Origin of the sequence: Paenibacillus castaneae, from assembly GCF_002884445.1 — a bacterium.
Taxonomy (GTDB): Bacteria; Bacillota; Bacilli; order Paenibacillales; family Paenibacillaceae; genus Pristimantibacillus; species Pristimantibacillus castaneae.
In genome coordinates this window covers 2,299,237-2,318,215 of the sequence record NZ_KZ614144.1, presented here as the reverse complement: position 1 = coordinate 2,318,215, position 18,979 = coordinate 2,299,237, and the positions used below count along the sequence as shown (strand labels likewise).

Annotated in this window: 21 protein-coding genes, 1 pseudogene and 1 riboswitch; of the genes and pseudogenes, 8 read left to right on the top strand and 14 right to left on the bottom strand. The window is 43.4% G+C overall.

The window, feature by feature from the left end; all coding sequences use genetic code 11:
- Positions 1-3: 3 nt before the first annotated feature.
- On the bottom strand, positions 4-237 hold the full coding sequence (locus CEF13_RS09840) for a hypothetical protein (protein WP_102710513.1): 234 nt from the start codon (positions 235-237) through the stop codon (positions 4-6).
- Between the two features lie 120 nt (positions 238-357).
- Positions 358-933, bottom strand: a complete 576-nt coding sequence (locus CEF13_RS09835) for a GNAT family N-acetyltransferase (protein ID WP_102710512.1) — start codon at positions 931-933, stop codon at positions 358-360.
- 117 nt (positions 934-1,050) lie between these two features.
- Between CEF13_RS09835 and CEF13_RS09830 the strand changes: the two genes are divergently transcribed.
- Complete coding sequence (locus tag CEF13_RS09830; protein WP_102710511.1) at positions 1,051-1,722, top strand: class I SAM-dependent methyltransferase; 672 nt, start codon at positions 1,051-1,053, stop codon at positions 1,720-1,722.
- A gap of 25 nt (positions 1,723-1,747) precedes the next feature.
- On the opposite strand, the gene CEF13_RS09825 is transcribed toward CEF13_RS09830, so the two are convergent.
- From CEF13_RS09825 to CEF13_RS09810, 4 genes are all read right to left on the bottom strand, one after another.
- Positions 1,748-3,310: a sensor domain-containing diguanylate cyclase gene (locus tag CEF13_RS09825; RefSeq protein WP_244917069.1), complete on the bottom strand. Its 1,563-nt coding sequence runs from the start codon at positions 3,308-3,310 to the stop codon at positions 1,748-1,750.
- A gap of 172 nt (positions 3,311-3,482) precedes the next feature.
- Positions 3,483-4,856, bottom strand: coding sequence for a hypothetical protein (locus tag CEF13_RS09820; protein WP_102710509.1), 1,374 nt, complete (start codon positions 4,854-4,856; stop codon positions 3,483-3,485).
- Between the two features lie 124 nt (positions 4,857-4,980).
- Complete coding sequence (locus CEF13_RS09815; RefSeq protein ID WP_102710508.1) at positions 4,981-5,586, bottom strand: DUF2087 domain-containing protein; 606 nt, start codon at positions 5,584-5,586, stop codon at positions 4,981-4,983.
- A gap of 179 nt (positions 5,587-5,765) precedes the next feature.
- Positions 5,766-6,320, bottom strand: coding sequence for an SLOG family protein (locus CEF13_RS09810; protein WP_102710507.1), 555 nt, complete (start codon positions 6,318-6,320; stop codon positions 5,766-5,768).
- Positions 6,321-6,409: 89 nt separating this feature from the next.
- A riboswitch (TPP riboswitch) is annotated at positions 6,410-6,512 on the top strand.
- Positions 6,513-6,543: 31 nt separating this feature from the next.
- Between CEF13_RS09810 and CEF13_RS09805 the strand changes: the two genes are divergently transcribed.
- From CEF13_RS09805 to thiD, 4 genes are read left to right on the top strand one after another with little or no spacing between them, the layout of a single operon-like run.
- Positions 6,544-7,371, top strand: a complete 828-nt coding sequence (locus CEF13_RS09805) for an ABC transporter ATP-binding protein (RefSeq protein WP_102716316.1) — start codon at positions 6,544-6,546, stop codon at positions 7,369-7,371.
- Positions 7,352-8,128 carry an ABC transporter permease gene (locus CEF13_RS09800; RefSeq protein ID WP_243864568.1) on the top strand — a complete coding sequence of 259 codons (777 nt, stop codon included), beginning with the start codon at positions 7,352-7,354 and terminating at the stop codon, positions 8,126-8,128. The genes CEF13_RS09805 and CEF13_RS09800 overlap by 20 nt, the downstream gene beginning before the upstream one ends.
- Positions 8,125-9,171 carry an ABC transporter substrate-binding protein gene (locus CEF13_RS09795; protein WP_102710506.1) on the top strand — a complete coding sequence of 349 codons (1,047 nt, stop codon included), beginning with the start codon at positions 8,125-8,127 and terminating at the stop codon, positions 9,169-9,171. Before CEF13_RS09800 ends, CEF13_RS09795 begins: the two co-directional genes overlap by 4 nt.
- Before the next feature lie 23 nt (positions 9,172-9,194).
- A complete protein-coding gene (gene thiD, locus CEF13_RS09790; RefSeq protein WP_102710505.1) occupies positions 9,195-10,019 on the top strand; it encodes a bifunctional hydroxymethylpyrimidine kinase/phosphomethylpyrimidine kinase in 825 nt (274 codons plus the stop codon).
- Here the strand turns inward: thiD and CEF13_RS09785 are convergent.
- Together CEF13_RS09785 and CEF13_RS09780 are read right to left on the bottom strand one after the other, a co-directional pair.
- Entirely contained in the window at positions 10,016-10,357 is a 342-nt protein-coding gene (locus tag CEF13_RS09785) for a hypothetical protein (RefSeq protein ID WP_102710504.1), read from the bottom strand. The two genes, thiD and CEF13_RS09785, sit on opposite strands and share 4 nt — an antisense overlap.
- 111 nt (positions 10,358-10,468) lie before the next feature.
- Complete coding sequence (locus CEF13_RS09780) at positions 10,469-11,278, bottom strand: helix-turn-helix domain-containing protein (RefSeq protein ID WP_211297040.1); 810 nt, start codon at positions 11,276-11,278, stop codon at positions 10,469-10,471.
- A 261-nt stretch (positions 11,279-11,539) separates the two neighbouring features.
- Here CEF13_RS09780 and CEF13_RS09775 point away from each other — a divergent pair, with 261 nt between their 5' ends.
- Positions 11,540-12,613: an alpha/beta hydrolase family protein gene (locus CEF13_RS09775; RefSeq protein WP_166742819.1), complete on the top strand. Its 1,074-nt coding sequence runs from the start codon at positions 11,540-11,542 to the stop codon at positions 12,611-12,613.
- A gap of 13 nt (positions 12,614-12,626) precedes the next feature.
- On the opposite strand, the gene CEF13_RS09770 is transcribed toward CEF13_RS09775, so the two are convergent.
- The 3 genes and pseudogenes from CEF13_RS09770 to CEF13_RS29670 form a co-directional block, all read right to left on the bottom strand.
- Complete coding sequence (locus CEF13_RS09770) at positions 12,627-13,289, bottom strand: HD domain-containing protein (RefSeq protein WP_102710502.1); 663 nt, start codon at positions 13,287-13,289, stop codon at positions 12,627-12,629.
- A gap of 149 nt (positions 13,290-13,438) precedes the next feature.
- Positions 13,439-13,759 carry a hypothetical protein gene (locus CEF13_RS09765; RefSeq protein ID WP_243864567.1) on the bottom strand — a complete coding sequence of 107 codons (321 nt, stop codon included), beginning with the start codon at positions 13,757-13,759 and terminating at the stop codon, positions 13,439-13,441.
- Between the two features lie 15 nt (positions 13,760-13,774).
- Positions 13,775-13,909 (bottom strand): annotated as a pseudogene (locus CEF13_RS29670) (helix-turn-helix domain-containing protein); the annotation flags it as partial.
- A gap of 198 nt (positions 13,910-14,107) precedes the next feature.
- On the opposite strand from CEF13_RS29670, the gene CEF13_RS09760 reads away from it, so the two are divergent.
- Together CEF13_RS09760 and CEF13_RS09755 are read left to right on the top strand one after the other, a co-directional pair.
- Positions 14,108-14,227, top strand: coding sequence for a sporulation protein YjcZ (locus tag CEF13_RS09760; RefSeq protein ID WP_102710500.1), 120 nt, complete (start codon positions 14,108-14,110; stop codon positions 14,225-14,227).
- Positions 14,228-14,466: 239 nt separating this feature from the next.
- A protein-coding gene (locus CEF13_RS09755; RefSeq protein ID WP_102710499.1) for an IS3 family transposase occupies positions 14,467-15,815 on the top strand; the annotation gives its coding sequence in 2 pieces (ribosomal slippage) (positions 14,467-14,911 and positions 14,911-15,815; 1,350 coding nt in all).
- Between the two features lie 72 nt (positions 15,816-15,887).
- Here CEF13_RS09755 and CEF13_RS09750 read toward each other — a convergent pair.
- Genes CEF13_RS09750 through CEF13_RS09740 form a run of 3 tightly spaced genes read right to left on the bottom strand, consistent with a single transcriptional unit; the run spans position 15,888 to position 18,971 of the window.
- Positions 15,888-17,075, bottom strand: a complete 1,188-nt coding sequence (locus CEF13_RS09750) for an acyltransferase family protein (RefSeq protein ID WP_102710498.1) — start codon at positions 17,073-17,075, stop codon at positions 15,888-15,890.
- 18 nt (positions 17,076-17,093) lie between these two features.
- A complete protein-coding gene (locus CEF13_RS09745; protein WP_102710497.1) occupies positions 17,094-18,026 on the bottom strand; it encodes a carbohydrate ABC transporter permease in 933 nt (310 codons plus the stop codon).
- A 51-nt stretch (positions 18,027-18,077) separates the two neighbouring features.
- Positions 18,078-18,971, bottom strand: a complete 894-nt coding sequence (locus CEF13_RS09740) for a carbohydrate ABC transporter permease (RefSeq protein ID WP_102710496.1) — start codon at positions 18,969-18,971, stop codon at positions 18,078-18,080.
- Positions 18,972-18,979 lie beyond the last annotated feature (8 nt).

Below are 18,979 nucleotides of genomic sequence, written 5' to 3'. Positions count from 1 at the left end.
TGCTTAACCGATCAGCGTTTGTGTTTTTGTCGCCTTTAACATGCAAAAGGAACCATCGCTATAATTCGCGTGATTCCTTCGGTGTTTTCTATTTAGCTTCATCTGCTTCTCCTGCAAAGTCGGTGTGCGTTTGATTATTGGATTGACGCCCTGCCAGCTGCCTCGCAGCGCATCCGGCGCTATTTTCCCTTGCTTCTCCAGCTTCAGCCTTGCTTTCTTAGACTTGCTTATCGCCATGATTGATTCCTCCAGAGTCTTATTTAATTTTGTAATCCATATGCTTTGTTTTACACTATTTTATTATATGCTGAATTTTTATTTTCTGAAAGGAGCATTATTACTGCATGACGATTCTAATCAGTCCGGATAACGATCCATGTAATCACTGCGCAGCAGCGAATATAAATAAAGGTCGGAAAATGTTTCCTTTTCGAATACGTTTTCTCTCAATTTGCTCTCTTCCATGAATCCAAGCCTCGAAAGCAGCCGGATAGACGCTTTGTTACGGGGATCAACCTTGGCCACGATCCGATTTACATTCAAATCATTAAATCCAAAATCCAATACCGCCTCTGCTGCCTCAGACATAATCCCTCTTCCCCAAAAGCTTGGCGCCAGATCATAGCCTATTTCAATACGGCTGTGCTCCTTCAAATAGTTCAAATAACCACAGCTTCCGATCACCTTGCCTGATTCCTTATCCTCAATGAGCCATCTCAAGCCGATTTGCTGAGTATAAATTTCCCAATGCCAAATCATTTCCTGCCAAGCATCCTCACGAGTAATGAATGCATCCATAGGCGTGTGCTTCACCACCTCTTCATTCGCATACATTTCATATATGTCTTGAAGATCCCGCTTCTCCGTCTTGCGTAATATTAATCGCTTCGTCTCTCTACATGGAAATTTTTGAAAGGAAAATGCCTGCTCCATTTTTTCACAACACCCTTTCATTCTATAGTGCTTATTCAACGTTTCACTTCATAAACTTGTGAAATGAAGAAAGCTGATAATTGAACATTTCACTTTCGGCAGGAGGAATGATTATCGATGTCTAGTCCATTGAATCGAACGGAGGAAGCACGCTTCTTCATCTCAACGGATCCAAAGACAGAAACAATGGTTTATCCATTACCTGCGGCTTGGTGGAGCCGGCCGTATGAATACGAATGGTGCCGTACGCTCGTTTCACCTGAGGATGTTGCGCTTGATGCCGCCTGCGGCATTTCTCACCCGTTAAAATTTTATTTGGGCGGCGTATGTGCCGAGGTCTACGCTTGCGACTTCGATGCACGCATTAATTCCTGGCATACGATGCAGCAAGAAATCATTAATGACATTGGAGAGGATGCTCTCCATGCGATCGTCAGCCACAATGGCTGGTCCAAGGTACGCTATGCTCACGCAAGCATAACTGACCTCCCATATGAGGACGATACATTTGATATTATTTTTTGTGTTTCCGTTCTTGAACATTTGAATCATGTGGATCAGGATTTGTGTTTGAAGGAATTCGCCAGAACCGTGAAGCCCGGCGGCAGAATTGCGCTAACCTTTGATTATCCAACCGTGGATTTACAGCAGTTGAAACGATCGGCAGAATCTGCTGGCTTAGCCTTCGCCAACGAATTTGATGATATACTTGTCCAAAATGCCATTCATTCCGACATATGGGGCCGACTATATTGCTTTCGAGCCTTATTAACAAAACCGCAAATTTAACCGCAATTGTACATAAATAGGACAGCTAACACGGCTGTCCTATCTTGTCGTCCATGCAGACGGTTATTCTATTTCTGCCATTTTCTTTAGATTGATAGAGTGCTTTATCTGCCATTCTAATAATATCCATTGCCTCGAAATCTAGTTTATGAGAGCTGGAAATTCCAATAGAAACATAGATCGGGCTGCCAGAGGGACTTTCCTTAGCAGCGAAGCTTTCTCTTAATCGTTCCGCAGCTGCAGTCGCTGCCGTAATATCGCTAAACCGTGACAATACACCAAATTCTTCGCCCCCGTAGCGAAAACATAAATCATCGGTTTTGGAGCAAGCACGTATTTGCGAAGCGGTGTATTTCAGCACCTCATCCCCAACAAGATGGCCGTGTTCGTCGTTAATCCGTTTGAAATGGTCAATATCTAGCAGAATGAGAGCGAATGGGATATCGTCCTCCAGCCACTCCTTTATCGTTATATCAAATGTCTTCCTATTCGCAAGCCCTGTTAAGCCATCCAATTGGATTTCTTTATTCAATAGTTTCAAATGATTATTAATGCTTTCATTCAATTGCCTCACTTCATAAATAGATGATTTCGTTCTCGGGATTTCGGAACGGATCGCTTTCGCTGACGCAATCGCTTCTTCGGAGAACCTCGCCAGATCGTAAAGGGGCTTGGATATCAGAACCGAAACACGCCATGCTATGAGTAATATGAGAATAAAGAGCGGAAGCGATTTCAGCAAAATATCGAATATTAGTTTTTTTAATGGCTTGTCTAGAATTGAAGTAGGGGTCTGCGCCACAATCGCCCATCCGCTTAAAGGCTCATAAGCATAACCTGCATAAAATGATTTGCCTTTGGAATTAACAATTTGCTGTGCTCCGCTCTGTCCGGAGAGAGCGCGGTTCAAAACCTCATTATCCTTAATTATTTCTAAAAGTCGTGTTTTGTCTGGATGAAAAAGAAGTTGTCCAAGCTGATCCGTCACATACACATAAGAGCCGTTTCCGTAGAAATGCTCATTCAGCATCTTGCTAAGCACATTGCTCTCTTCTAAATAGATGGATCCTCCAATAAAGCCTAAATAGGATCCTTCATCATCGAATATAGGAGCAGAGACAAGCACGATAAGACGGTTCGTAACACCTAAGTAAGGCTCCGATATAAGATGCCTCTTCTGCTCGATCGCTTGGCGAGAGGCCACTGAGGATAATACAGTACCCACCTTCATACCGCCGTTTCTTGAGCTGACAGCCTGTACCCTGTTGTTCGCATCCACCATTATAATGGAATTGAAATAATGCTCATTTGCGTAATACCATATATTCATTTCATTCTGGGAAATGGTCTTTTTCCCCGCCATTGCAGCAATGGCATCTATATTGCTAAACATGATTTGAAGCATTTCAGTTGTATTCAAAGACAGCTTCTTAGCATACTGATAGTTGCTTTCCAAATAACCTGAGATTAATGAGGCTTTATTTGCCTTCCACGCATAATAACAACCAACAGCTGCTGTTAGAACGACGGAGCCAATGACCAAGAGCCCTAATATAAGGCGAAGCTTATAACCATTCCTGTTTCTCACAGCCGTTCCCTCTCTCGTTGCAAAAATACAATTCATTTTAGCCCATAACGATGTGAAAAGGAATAGTTATCTGGATATTACTACAAAAGACAGATTAAAAATGGCAGCTGACAAAACATGAAACAGCCCTGACTATCCGTCATAGTCAGGGCTGTTTCTCATTTAGTATCCATTATACTGATTCACCATGCAAATATCTGAAGAAAGGCTTATCTACCCAGAAATCCGTAGGTGTAATGATAGCTGCAGGATCAATCGCTTTCAAGCCTGCCACTACTTTAGCGGAATCTTCTTTCAGCGAGAAAGGATTTACGGTATAAGGACTGTCTTTTTCGGTAATAAAGTTGTTCGTAATAATTTCATAATTGTCTAATGCTGTTTTTGAATAGTACAACGGCTGCCACCAAGCGCTGGCGATTAAACCCGATTGGCCTGCTTCATTTTTTTTCGTATATGTTGAAATCACATTCTCGAAAGCTGCTTTATCTTGCACAGTTGCGAATTCAAATTCGAGATCATATTCCTTCGCATATTTAATAAAATTCCCATTTTCAATTTGAATCACATTTGGTCCTGGAGCGCCCCATTCCGCCAAATGGATGAATGCTGACGTTTTAGGCTCGAATTGCACTTTGGCATTAAGTCCCTCGCTGCGAAGCAATCCAATGAGCTGAATCGCATGCTTGAGATCATCATGCCCATAAATAAGCGATAATGAATCTATAAAGTTAGCATCGAAACGGGAATCCTTAATGTTGTAGCCTGTGATCAAATCCTGTTTCAAAGCTGTATTTACGAGATTTTTTAAGCTTGGGGCTTCAATAATATCGGATGATTCATATGCATGGCTCAGCTTCGCATAAATATCGCCATCGTTAATATATCCGATATATTTCTTGTAAAGGCCTTTGGTAATAAGCACTTTGCCTAGCAGCGTGTGAATCAATTGATCGCTTGCTGCGCTCTTCGGCTTGAAGCTGGCATACAAATCAGTAGTCAATAAACCCGTATCAACTGCAGCTGCTACCTCTTGTGCACCTTTTGTACCAAGCGCTTGGCTTGCAACATTCAGCTTGGCTAATGCTTTATTCACTTTAGCTGCCGGATAGGTATAAGCAAGCTCTTTCAAATCAGCTGCTCGTACAGCAATCGCAACAGCGACAGAAGCCGTCAACACTTGCTTGCCTTGAATGTCGGGGCCAGAAAGAATGCCCTTCTCATACAATGCCGCTGCTGATTGGTAGAGAGGATCATCTCCCTTTAAATCAGTAAAGGCTACAGCATTTCCTGAAGGCTCTATGCCTAGAATACTGGCTACCGCTTCAATAAATTGTCCTTTTGTAACCGTTCCTGAAAGTGTAACGCCATATTTTTCTTTCAAAAATTGCTTATACTCCGCTGCGCCATCCTCGTGCGGCACGGAAGCGGAAGTGACAGTTGCAGCAGCAGGTGACGCCGCAAAAGCGACCGATTGCGTGAAAACAATAGAGAAGGATAGGAGAAGGGCTGTCAGCAGTTTGATGTACGTCGTGCGTGATTTTCTCATGAATACGACCTCCAAATTGTAATAATTCCGATATGAACAGTTGGTTTATGTAATGTCTCATAGTATAGCAACCGATAACTAGCGGTGTCAATGATAATTTTTCCATGTCATCAAACGAACACCATTAAGCCAACGTCTCCCATTTCGCCCATAGCTCCTGAGGGTTCAGCTCATAAATGTCATTTTCTCGGAACATAAACTGGTGCATAATAAATTCTCTGCGTATAGTGGCAAAGTCCGCATGGAAGCCTTTGATAAAGGCGTTTATTTCCTTCTCCGTATATTTCTTATCCTTCGACAGTTGGGACACGATATGCTGCAGCACAATCAATTTTTTCTTAAGCTGGGCAGGTATATGTTTCAGCTTCCCATCTGTGGTGAAAAAATTTCTAATAACAGACTCTTGTAATCGTTGATGGCTCTCTTCCATGCTCTCCAATTCCCCTTCCACTGCGGCATTCCGATAAATAAGCTGTTCGGCTGCGCTCGCATTGCTTCTGATAAAATAATGATTCAATGAAAAATAAATCGTGTTCTTCTCCCTGCGCTCATTGATTAGGCTCGCCGCGCGCAGCTTAGATGCATGATGCGTAACCGTTGCAGGTGTAATGCCTAGCTTCTCTGCCAACGCTTGACCGTTAAGCTCGCCGCCTGCCAGCATAATCAGCATTTTGATTCTTGTCGTATCAGCCATCGCCTTGTGATATGCAACAACTTTATCCAACTGCATGAATAGCCTCTCCCTTCTGTATTAAATTTAACGTTTATCTAATTAGATATTCAACTAATTAGATAATAGTGAATCAAAACCGGAATGTCAAACTAATTTATTTCAAAAAAGCATTTATGGTTGTTTCCGTCCTCAGCGCAACGCCATCATTGCGCGGCAAGTCCTTCTCCCAACACATTCTAATCCGCGTACAAATTTTCATCATCCGCTATTGTTTGAATATCCTCCGAGCTTATGCTGATGTAGGCATATCCCTCTGCCTGCTGTTTTTTCAATGCCTTTTCTTTAAAAAACTTCGGACTGCCCTCGCCCGCATCTTCATCGTACACGAGCAAAATACCATCCGTCTTGCGAAACAACAGCTCGTCCCGGGCCGTAAATTGCCATATGCCGTCATAGGGCTGATTGCTTACCGAGGCGTAATAATCGACCCCTTTCAGCACCTGAGCATAATATTCCTTTTTGTCGTCCTTCCACTTTTCCTCTGGATTACTGTATGCCGAAATAATCGACAGCCGCAGATGAGGATATATTTCCTTTAGCGAGATCACGACCTCGCAAGCCCATAAATCAACGCCAAATTGTCCGGGAGTAATGACCCATTCTAATCCATCTTCAATAAGCGGAACCAGCTTTCCCGCCAACGCTTTTTTAATATAAACGATGCCCTCGTGCTTCTGGTTAAAAATATTAAGCTCATGCGCACGATAGCCGGTTACGAGTAAATTTTTCATTTGTGTTCCACGCCTTTTCGAATAATTATGGTTTACTTCTCTCCAGTGTATGCTATAGTATAAAAAATACAAATTGAATAAAGACCTATTTAATTCACTAGGGGGGCCTAACGGCTGAGATGGAGCGCAAGCTCTGGACCCTTGGAACCTGATCTGGATCATTCCAGCGGAGGGAAGTGGAGCTAAGGCTTTCATATCTACACACGCGCAAGCGTTGTTGAGCATGGGACCCGCTCGTTTCCTTTCGGAAACGGGCGGGTCTTTATTCGTTACAGGAGGGCTGCCTATTTCCGCCATCATTTCACTTCAGCAGATTAACTATTCCTTCGCCCAAGGGGATAAAGCGCCGATCATTACAGACTTGTCATTAGATGTGCGCGCAGGTGAATTCGTATCCATTATTGGTGTAAGCGGTTCGGGAAAAAGCACGCTGTTCAAGCTCATCGCCGGTTTGCTTGAGCCTCAAAGCGGAGAAATTCGATTGAACGGCAATCCAGCGCCGAAGCGGTTAGGTAAAGTCGCATACATGCCTCAGAAGGATCTGCTTCTTCCTTGGAGAACCGTCCTCGACAATTGCTTGCTTCCATTAGAACTGGCACGAGGCAAGAGGCGTGGCGATAAGGCATCCATTCGCGATAAGCTGGAGCGCTTTGGTCTTGGCGGCTATGCGGATGCCTACCCCGACGAGCTGTCAGGCGGCATGAAGCAGCGGGCCGCGTTCCTGCGTACGCTCGCATCCGGTCAGGATTTGCTGCTTCTTGACGAACCTTTCGGAGCCCTCGATGCCATGACCAAACGCGGCATGCAGCGTTGGCTGCTTGCGCTCTGGGGCGAGCTGAATAAAACTGTACTCTTCATTACACATGATCTGGAGGAAGCGATTTTGCTTAGCGATCGCATCTATATCATGCCAGGCAATCCCACACAAGCTTTACAAGAATGGAAGGTTACACTTCCAAGGCCAAGATATTACGAAATGAATTATGAGCCAGAGCTTATTATGCTTAGGCAAGATTTGGAGCAACAATTGCATGCGCAAACCACCTTTTAAAAAATGGCTTAATAACTACGGTCTCTTTGTCCTTCTGCTCATGCTCATTCTAGTCGCTTGGGAAGGGATTGTACGCTTCGGGTGGGTGCCTGCGTTTATTATCCCAGCTCCTACCTCCGCGGCCACTGCGCTGATCAAGGACAGCCATCTATTACTCGGTCGGCATTTGCTTGCTACATTAAGAGAAGTAGCGCTCGGTTTCCTGCTATCCACAGCTGTCGGAGTTGCTCTCGCAATCGCTATGCATTCGTCTCGAACGCTAGAGAAGGCGCTTTACCCCTTCATTGTCATTAGTCAAACGATTCCGCTCATAACTCTCTCGCCGATTTTCATCATGTGGTTTGGCTATACGATCTGGAGCAAGGTGGCGGTCGTGTTTCTCACCGCATTCTTCCCGATCATTGTCAGCACCTATGATGGTCTTCGCAAGAGTGACAAGGAATATAGCGAGCTGCTATTGACTATGGGTGCTTCAAGCTGGGACATATTTTGCAAAATAAAAATTCCGATGGCACTGCCCTCCTTCTTCTCCGGTCTCAAGCTGTCCATCGTCTATTGCGTTGTTGGCGCTACAATCGGCGAGTGGCTCGGTGGCAACGAGGGTCTTGGCTATTACACCAGACGGATGTCGAGTAATTTAAAAACGGACTCCATGTTCGCTTCCGTTATGGTATTGTCTCTGCTCGGCATGCTCTTATTTGCAGCCATTGTGCTTTTGGAGAAAATATTACTTACGAGACGAGGAAGAACAAAATGAAAAATCATTTCATATTGAAAATAAAAGAGTCGTTTGCTATTGCACTCGCATGCCTATTGCTAATTGTAATGAGCGGCTGCAGTGGTACGAACAGCGTGAATAGCAAAGATACGGTAGCCTCACCAGATACCGCAGCGGAGCAGCCGCTTGAGAAAGTGAGCATTATGTTAGATTGGTACCCTAACGCGGTCCATTCCTTTTTGTACGCAGCCCAGAAGAACGGATATTTTACAAAGCATGGCTTAGATGTCGACATTCAAATGCCAGCTGATACGAATGACGCTTTGAAACTCGTTGCAGCTGGCAAAATAGATTTGGCGCTGAGCTACCAGCCTCAGGTATTAATGGCGCGAGGCGATGCCATTCCTGTTAAATCTATTGCAGCGATCGTCAGGCATCCGCTTAATCATTTGATGGTACCGGAAGAGAGCGGCATTCAATCCCCTAAGGATTTGGTTGGCAAGAAGATAGGCTACTCTTCTATTCCTCTCTATGAAGCGATGATGCGCACCATGATCAAGCATGACGGCGGCGACTCCCAGAACGTCGACATGATTGATGTAGGCTTTTCCTTCATCCCTGCTATTTCTACCCATAAGGTCGATGCAATCATTGGCGGTTTTATTAATCATGAGCAGCTATTGCTCGCCAAAGAAGGACATCCCATGACGGCCATTAATCCGACCGACTTCGGAGTGCCCGATTATTATGAGCTTGTGCTTGTTGCTAGCGATGACGGCTTAAAGAACAAACAGGAGCGGTTTAAGAGGTTTATTGCAGCTGTAACTGAAGGCCAGCATTTTGTTGAACAAAATACGGAGGATGCACTGGCGATATTATTCCAGCATGAAGACGGAAGCTCACCGATGGATCAGGAAATCGAGAAAAAAAGCTTGAACATATTGAAGCCTTTAATGAATGCGGGAGATGCGGCTTTCGGTTATCAGGATGAGTCATCCTGGGCCAAAGTTAGAGATTGGCTGGTAGCAAACGAGCTGCTGCCCTCTGGAATCAAAGCGGAGGATGCATTCCTCAATCTGTAATTACATTTGGAGGAGACATGATAATGAAGGTATGCAAAGCTTTAACGATTGCCGGTTCAGACTGCGGTGGCGGCGCAGGCATTCAAGCGGATCTGAAAACCTTTCAGGAGCTGGGTGCATATGGAATGTCTGTTATTACGGCCGTTACCGCACAGAATACACTAGGCGTCCAAGGCATCTATCCGCTTGATCCTTTAGCTATTAGCAGGCAGCTAGATTCCATAGGAGAGGACTTAACGCCGGATGCCGTTAAAACGGGTATGCTGTTCAGCGGAGAAATAATTCGTATAACAGCCGACAAATTCAAACAATATAACTGGCGCAACCTCGTGATCGATCCCGTTATGGTCGCCAAAGGCGGCTCCTCCCTACTCCAGCAGGAAGCCATTCAGCCGCTAGTTGAGCATTTAATTCCGCTTGCGCTCGTCACAACACCCAACATTCCAGAGGCAGAGCTGTTAACGAGAATGCCAATTCGCAGTTTAAGCGACCGGGAAGAAGCGGCTAGACGATTGATTGGGATGGGCTCCCGTTATGTTGTTATAAAAGGCGGACATGATACACATAGTGAGCGAATTGTTGATCTTGTATACGATGGAGAAAGCTTCGTCTATATGGAGAGCGATCGAATCGAAACGCGTCATACGCATGGTACAGGCTGTACCTATTCTGCTGCGGTAGCGGCTGAGCTGGCGAGGGGTAAAACAGTTGTGGAGGCCGTTCAAACTGCCAAAAGCTTTATCCAAGCTGCTATAGAAGACCAGCTTGGAGTTGGCCGCGGCCACGGACCCACAAACCATTTTGCTTACAAACGAAGACTGCGGGGATTAAACCCGATTACGAGTTAGTAAATCCGGCGCAGGAGCAGGGAGCTTTTCTCTGATATGCTCCTTATGTACGAGGGGCTGCTGAACATGCTGATCGCTTGGCTGCTGCAGCTGTCCGCCTGATTCTTCTCAGGATGGGCTGGAGCATCCGCTTCAGCTTGCTCCTCTGAAGTGTTCTCTGCAATGTAACTGGTCCAATTTTCAAATTCTATGCGTGCTTCCTCTGACAACATCTTGGTCGTCTTCTTTTGTCCTTCAGAAATGTCAACGCTCGTCAATGCTGCGGCCAGCGTACATAATAAGACCGACATGCATAGAGCATTTTTAAAAATCGAATTTCCACTCATACTCTCACCCATTCTTTCCGTTCATCTCCTTATTATAGTGGTTTCCACAACAAAGCAAATGGACTTAAGGGACGGGCTTATACTGGACTTTAGACTGGGACGGCAGAAACTAGAAAATAAGTACTAGCTCTCTACCTGATCAATGTTCGAATGCGGTAAGCAAGCCTGTGAGATAACTCCCGGCTTTCCGATTGAGTGAAGAAGTACCCCTAGAAGCCGAAGAAGAACCTCCGCTTTAATACCTACCCGATAACCCCCTTTACCTTTTTCTATAATCCCCGAGTCGATCAGCTCATTTACAGCTATATCAAAGCGAGTATCTAAAGAGGAATCTTGCTGAAGTGACGTTTCCGTAATTGCGGCATCTGAATTAAAAAAATTTTTCTTCTGTGCCAATAGAGCTGTTATCACTGAATTCCATTCCGTTCGGAATAAATCAAATGGCAAGTGCTCATCATTCCAGACATTTTCCGTTTCACGTAAAGCTTCAATAGAAACATTACAAAAAAACTTGCCTTCCCACCACAATGTGACCCCTTCTGGCCCTGCATGCACAAAAGGCAATCTTTCTTCAACTGAATTGCTCTTTAACGAGGAACTGACATTTACTTCAGATATTTCGTCAATCAAATTAAAAATTTTAAACGCTAAATCGATTTTTTGACTTGGCTTCAATTCTCGCAAACGCGACTCCATCGATGGTATAAGTCGGTTAACATCACCAACCTTATCAGCGCCAAGTAAAAAATCAGTTGTACAATCAAGCGATTGAGAAATTCCAGCCAAAAGTGTGATGTCAGGCAATGAATCACCATTTTCCCACTTTGATACAGCTTGACCCGACACATTCAATTGCTTTCCTAATTGCTCCTGTGTCATTTCTTTACGATGGCGAAGCTCTACAATTCGCTTACCCATTTCTGAAATGGTCAATTTACAATCACCTCTCATTAAGAAAATAGAATAATTAGCGTGAGGGCGTTTCGGAAACTAGTCGTATCCCCCACCTTGCATTTTTATTATAGTTAATTGGTTATGGTTAAGGTATGGAGGCATGCTATATGTTCTCAACTCATAGTTGATTATTTCTACTGCAGGTTGGGGCTCGTTTTCTTATGGACTTTAGACTGGGACGGCAGTATATTAAATAAATTGAATATATTATACGATCTCGAAATAAAAGGATGGTATTTTATGAGAATCGGACGAGTGACTAGAGAGATGACCGATACAAGCAGAGATAACCCATTTAACCAAGATGGCAGCAAGCGGCGCTTTATGATCAGTATGTATTACCCTGCTGATCACGAACAAGACTTCACACATGAACTGATGTATCCTGAGTTATTTCATCCCGGTGAAGATGTTGCCCTCGCATTTTTCAGAAATATTGGAGCCGATATATCCTATCTCAGCAGCTTGAAAACGAATGTTTTTCATAATGTAAGCGCTTCGAAACAAGGGGCTTTTCCTGTTATTGTGTTCTCGCCAGCTTTCGGAATAGAACGAGATATGTATTGGTTTACTATTTCCAATCTGGTCGCTAATGGCTTTATAGTCGTGACAGTTGGAGCAACCTATGATTCCGTATTTACGGTTTTTCATGACGGTGAAAGCATTGAGCAATCGAAAACTCTCGCTGATTTGGAAGGAACAGATATGAACGGCTGGGAATCCTTGCTGGAAATAAGAGTAGATGATGTTCGTTATATACTGCATAAACTACCGGAAATTAATGAGAAGGATTTGGCGCTGCGAGGCGAATTTGATCTGCAAAGGCTAGCGCTAATCGGACATTCGTTAGGTGGAGCAGCGGTGTATCGGATAGCACAAACGGAGTCAAACATTAAGGCGTGCATACTATTAGACCCTAGCTTGCATTTGCTCGGTTCATTCACGACATCCCTTTCCATTCCGTTTCTGCTTTTGCGGCAAAATTCATCTACGTACGAGATGCTTATGGAGGATGGCTGGAACGCAGCCGTTGCTCATGAAACCATGGTTGGACAATCAAAACTAGCGAGTGTTCTAAGCGGCTATAAGTCCTTTATGAAAATTCATGGAGCTAATCATGTCACATTTAGTGATGCGCCTATTCACTTCAACGAACCTGAAATAGCAGAAAAACATCACATTATTAATGAACTGACAGCTGCTTTCTTTAAACAATTTGTTTGCGGCCAGTTTGGGGAATATTCGAATACAATTGGTCAAAGGACCGGCTGCAGTCAGATAGATCACGCTGGACATGCCATCCCCAACGATTGATGAGCAACGGGCTTTACCATTCCCCTGCCCATTCCCGGTAAAAGCGTTCTACATATTGCTCCATATACAAATGTCTTTCCTCCGCGATCAGCCGAGCAGAATTTGTGTTCATAAGATTTTTAAGCTTTAGCAGCTTTTCATGAAAATGGTTGATGGCTGTGCTTTTCTCATTGCGATATTGATCAGTTGTCATGGAAACTCGCGGCGCAAGCTCTGGGTCATGAATGGCGTCGCCTTTCCAACCTGCATACAAAAAAGCTCTAGCAATTGCAATGGCCCCAATCGCATCGAGCCGATCCGCATCTTGGACGACTTTGCCTTCCAGCGTGCGCATAGGCGGGTTCGTTCCGGCATTGTAGGACATCGTTGCGATTATGTCCACGATATGTGCTCTTTCTTCATCAGCAAACGAATGTTCCTTGAGCCAATCCGTTACTTTGCGAAGGCCGGCTTCCTTCGAATCATTAAGCTTCTCGTCAGCTACATCGTGCAGCAGCGCAGAAACACGGCAAATGAACATATCTGCGCCTTCTTCCCGGGCCAATCTCTCCGTCATTTGCGCAACGCGATGAATATGCCACCAATCATGACCTGTTGGATCGTTCTCCAATTCCGATTTCGCAAACTTTTCGGCTTCTAACAGCTGCGCTTGTTTTCTATTTTCTTGAGCTTCCATTCCTATATACCTTCCTTCTATTTGAAAAAATGGTTTGACAGCAGGAAAAAAAGATGGAAGCAGCATAGCTCACTTAAATGGGTAAATGAGAATGTATAATCGAATCTGTTCCAAGAAGTGCTCTGCCTCCATCATTGATGGTTTGGTCTTTATGAAATAACTTCGCTCACCGCGATAAGCACTCTTCCTACAAAATTAGGATTTCCCCAAATGGTATATCGGCCTTTCTTCTCCACATCATCATAAAAATATTGAAATTTGGCTTGCCCATGGTTTGGAGTTGATTCATTCATATAATGCATAAAGACTTCAGAAATTTTCCGAGCCTCCTCCCGCGTGTCAACATAGTAATCAAAAATGGTACATACTTGATTCTTACCCTCAATCACACTGGTTTGCCCACTAATAAATGATTGAATTTCCTCTGCGCTGTCTGCTTTAATCTCATTGATTCGTCCACCAATAAACATTTCTGCATCCTCCCTTCGGATTCTCCATTCTCCGCCAACCTTTGAAGCTTTAAGCTGATTCTCACGAATATAACGTCTGATTGTCCTGGGATGCATGTCAAGCATTTGGGCTAATTGTTCAACTTTCAGCAGCTCGCCGATCTCAAACACCTCCTTTATGTCCGTATAATTACATTTTATTACCTTTTGTTCCTTCTGTAAATAGATGGATATAAAAGAAATCTGTATATTTTTTATATACTAATTAGATGAATTGGGCTAACATCATTACCGTACAAACACCCAATCATGCGGAGGAATCGGAGCATAACCTACAAGGTGTTCAAATGTAAGGAGGTGCATTTAATAATGTCAGCAGGCTATGGTGGTGCTTCCAACAATATAGGCTTCATTCTGGTGTTATTCATTCTTTTGGTTATTATCTCATGTAGTTGCGGCTTCTTCGGTGGAGGCGGCTTTGGTTACTAACAATTAATGCTGCGATATAATCTTTGAATAAAATGTCTAAAATAATCCGTTTGAGAAAGCCCTTATATGGCTTTCTTCTGCGGATTATTATTAATTTATCTAATGACAGCCAGCACTCATTAACTAACCAAAATCATCGTGCAAACAATGATTTTTATAGTCTTAAAATAAAAAAAGCCACAGCTATGTGAACTGCACCCCATTTGTTAGACACCATCTAACAAGTGGGGTGCATTTTTGTGGGGAAGTTTTCCGAAAGGGAGAAGTATCAAGCCGTACAGGCCTATTTAGACGGCAAAGAATCCTTCAGGGAGATAGGTGTACGCATCGGTGTGGACCATAAAGCTGTTGAAAAGTGGGTAGCCCTTTACCAAATGAACGGCATGGAAGGTTTGGCTAAGAGATATACAACCTACTCAAAAATGTTTAAACTAGACGTACTGAATTTTATGAATGAGTCAGGGACGTCAATTTTAGAAACAGCTGCTAGGTTTAACATTCCTGCACCTTCAACCATTCTGCAATGGAAGAGGGTTCTTGAGCAGCGAGGTGAAGACGCCCTGTTACCGAAGAAAAAGGGGCGTCCATCCATGAAGGAAGAAACGAAGAAAGCAACTCCAGCTGAAGGCTCTGTCGAAGCGCTACAAGCCGAATTAGAACGTCTACGTATGGAGAACGCCTACTTAAAAAAGTTGAATGCCTTAGTTCTAAGCAAGGAAAAATTACAAAGCAAGACAAAGCGCAAGTAATCTTTGAACTAAGGCTAGAATATCCCGTTACATCATTGCTTGAGTTGGCTCAAATTCCGCGTAGCACGTACTATTACTGGGTCAGCACCTTTGACCGCCCAGACAAAGACGCAGCCTTAAAAGTTCGTATTACAGCGATTTATCACGAACACAAGGGCCTCTATGGGTATCATCGTATTACAGATGTGCTGCACAATGAAGATGAGCGTGTAAACCATAAGAAAGTGCAACGAATCATGCAGGAGCTTGGCTTAAAATCCGTCGTGCGTATGAAGAAATATCGTTCATATAAAGGGAATGTAGGTAAAATTGCGCCGAACATACTGGAGAGGAACTTCATCGCATCAAAACCGAACGAGAAGTGGGTAACAGATATTACGGAGTTCAAACTATTTGGAGAGAAGCTGTATCTATCACCAATGCTCGATTTGTTTAACGGTGAAGTCATCGCCTACTCAGTGAATTCCCGCCCGACCTACTCCCTTGTTTCAAAGATGCTGGATAATGCGTTTGAACGATTGAATGATAAAGATGTCCTTCTTATCCATTCTGATCAGGGCTGGCATTATCAAATGCGTCAGTACCAGCAAGCATTAAAGGATCATGGGATCACACAGAGTATGTCACGCAAAGGAAACTGTTACGATAATGCAGTCATCGAAAGCTTCTTTGGCACATTAAAGTCCGAGTTCTTATACACGCAGGAATTTGAGAGTGTTGAAGAGTTTAAAGCAGAATTAGATCAATACATCACGTACTACAATCACAAGCGGATTAAATCAAAGCTAAAGGGCATGAGCCCGGTACAGTACCGGACTCACGCCCTAGAAGTAGCCTAATAATATAGTGTCTAACTTTTGGGGGTCACATCATTGCGGCTTCAAATAAATATCTATTTTTCTTCTGCTAATTCATCCACCTACTTGCTGTCCTTTATTCGCTTTTCGATTCGGGTCGCGGTCAAAAATACGCGCGCTATGCTTGGATAAAAAATCAATTGTTGGCTGATCAACATATCGATTCATGAGATGTGCCAACCCGAAGATAACGATTAGTGAAACGAGTACGGTTATCATTAAATTGAAACCATACGATAAATAAGGGGAAAGCTTCAAGAACATAAAGCTGGAAAGCGTACAAATGACAGTGAAATGAACCAGATAAAGCGAGAATGAGATTTTGCCTAAAAATGCGAATGGCTTGCTCGCAAAAAGTGTCTGCATCCCGCTGGAATTGAGTACAGCCGTCATGATGAAGAAAGCTCCTATTACGTGGTAGAAAATAAAAAATGAAAACGTTGGCTGGTTCCATACGAGTGGTTCATAAATCGTACCAACCCAGTTCACATACGGAAATGAGCCTACATACAATCCGACAACCATCAGCATCACATTAATCCACGGTCGCTTAATGAATTGTAGTCGGTTCTTTTCATTACTGTTGTGCAAATCGCTTAGCAGCAAGCCTAGAATGAAAGCCAAATAATACGAATCCAAAAAATAATACATGATAATGGGGTAAATGATGAACCGAATTTTGAAATGTCCAAACAGCAGCAGAAATGCGAAAATCAAAAATGAACCAAATAGCTCATAAGTCATCGTCCACAACACCGGATTGAACTGAGAACCATACGTGAAAAAATTGTGGTATAAGCCTTCTTTCAGCAGAGTCCATACGCTGGGCATGATAGTGTAAGGGTCGTGCATGGACGATTTGGTTACTGCGCTAACTTCCCCAAACCAGCCCGCACCTACTAAAATGACTAGATAAGCTAGCAAAACTGAAGCAAATGCAGGAACGGCTAGTCGAAAATACCTTCTAGCCGCGCTCGAATATATGATTGCATTATCCTTGCTTCGAAAAAAACGATAGCTGAGAACGTAGCCGCTTAAAACAAAAAATAGACAAACGGAAAAATTACCGTTAAAAAGTAGATTGAAAGGCGTTTTTGAAGCCGGTAATTCAAAAGAAAAATGAGAGATTTGTCCATTCCCTTCAAACACCGACGGCAAAAAAACTTGAAAAAAGTGAGCAAGTACAACGATAAATGCAGCTGCACCCCGTAATCCGTCTAAAAATATTAATTTTGATTTCATAATTACCCACCTATTCTATTAACCGACAATACCTGAACGCTCAATACTCTTCATAAAGTATCTTTGTACTTCCAGGTACATGATCACAATCGGTAAAATAACCAGCATACAGGCAGCCATAATTGTCGATTGATCAATATTGGAGGTTACTGTTCCACCTGTCGATTTGTTCATCGACTCCCCGAGCAGCGGCAGCATCATCGGCAGCGTAAATTTATCACGATCAACGAGCATTATAACAGGTTCGAAGAAATCATTCCAATGCCAGACCGTAGAAAGAATCGATACAACAAGCAGTGGAGGTGTAACAACTGGAAGCACGATCCGGAAGAAGGTTTTGAATGCGCCACAGCCATCAACCCGAGCGGCATCCTCAAGCTCGACTGGCAGGCCGCGGAAAAATTGCCGGAATATAAAGATGAATAATGCCCCGCGCAAACCATGAGCAAAGAAACTAGGAACGATCATTGGAAGATACGTATTGATCCAGCCCAAAGCCTTATACTCTATGAACATTGGAATAATGATCGTTTGCGGCGGCACGATCATCGTAAACATGGCAAGTCCAAACAATATTTCCCGGCCAGGAAATTTGAATCTAGCAAATCCATAACCGACAAAAGCACAGGAAGCAACTTGGCCGATTACAGATAAGATCGTGAGAAATGCTGTGTTTTTAAAGTATTGCAGGAAGTGTAGAAGTGAGTATGCCTCATAATACCCTCTAAAGTTGAAGTTTTTAGGAACCCAGTGAACAGTAGGATCAACGAGATCGGTAACCGATTTGAAGGATGTTGTGATCATGAACAGAAATGGATATAAGAAAACAAATGATAACCCAATTAAAAATAAATAAATAAATAATCGGTAAAAACGAAAACCTAGTCCCTTTAATTTAAGAAGTACGGGGTTTGTGTTTTTAACTGCCAGCGCCTTAGGAACCGATTGCATACTTCTACCTCCCGTGCCTGTTGAGCAGGCTTATTCGTGAGTACATGCCAATCACATACCGGTATAAACTATTTTTTTGCGAGTTAGAACAAAGATCAACACAATCAATATAAACACGAACAAAAAGTAGATCCAGCCGAGCGCTGACGCATAGCCCATTTCAATATTTGTAAATGCAGCATGCTTAATATACTGCATGACCTGGTTCCGAACATCTGTAAAGGAATCGACGAGCGTGAAAATGGCATTAAGCAGCAGGACCGGTGTCATAAGCGGGAAAGTAATTTTCCAGAACATCTCCCATGGAGTAGCGCCATCACATTTGGCTGACTCGTAAAGGGATTCGGAAATGCCTTGAAGACCGGCTAGAAACAGTAGAATTTGGATGCCTGTTTTCCAAAAAATTAGCGTCAATCGGCCCAAAATATCTCCGAGTGTTTCTACAATGTTTCCGGGCAAATATTGTGCGATAATCCCCGGGAGCTGTAGACCATTCGTTACTCCGGCATTAACGACTGTAGGATCAGCAGCTACCGTTTGCAGTGCGCCCACGCCTTGTCCAAGGAGCTGCTCCATAACAAAACCTGAACCGATGACGACGGGCAGGAAGAAAGCGCTGCGAAAAAACACCCTTCCGACAACCTCATGGTTGAGCAGGATGGCCATGAACAAAGAGAATACCAGAATTAACGGTATTTCCATAAAGGCATCCTGAATGGCTTGATAGAAAAGCGGGATAAAGTTGATGTCTTTTAAAACAGCTCTTGAATAGTTTTCCCCTCCGGTATACTCCATCTCCATGCCTGATACGCTCAACATTTTGCGAAAACTCATATAGAGCGACATGATCAAAGGATAGACGAGGAAAGCTAGAAATCCGATGAACCACGGAGAGATAAAGATATAACCGCTAATTACCTTTCTCTTCTCGAGTCCGAACTTCATGTATGATC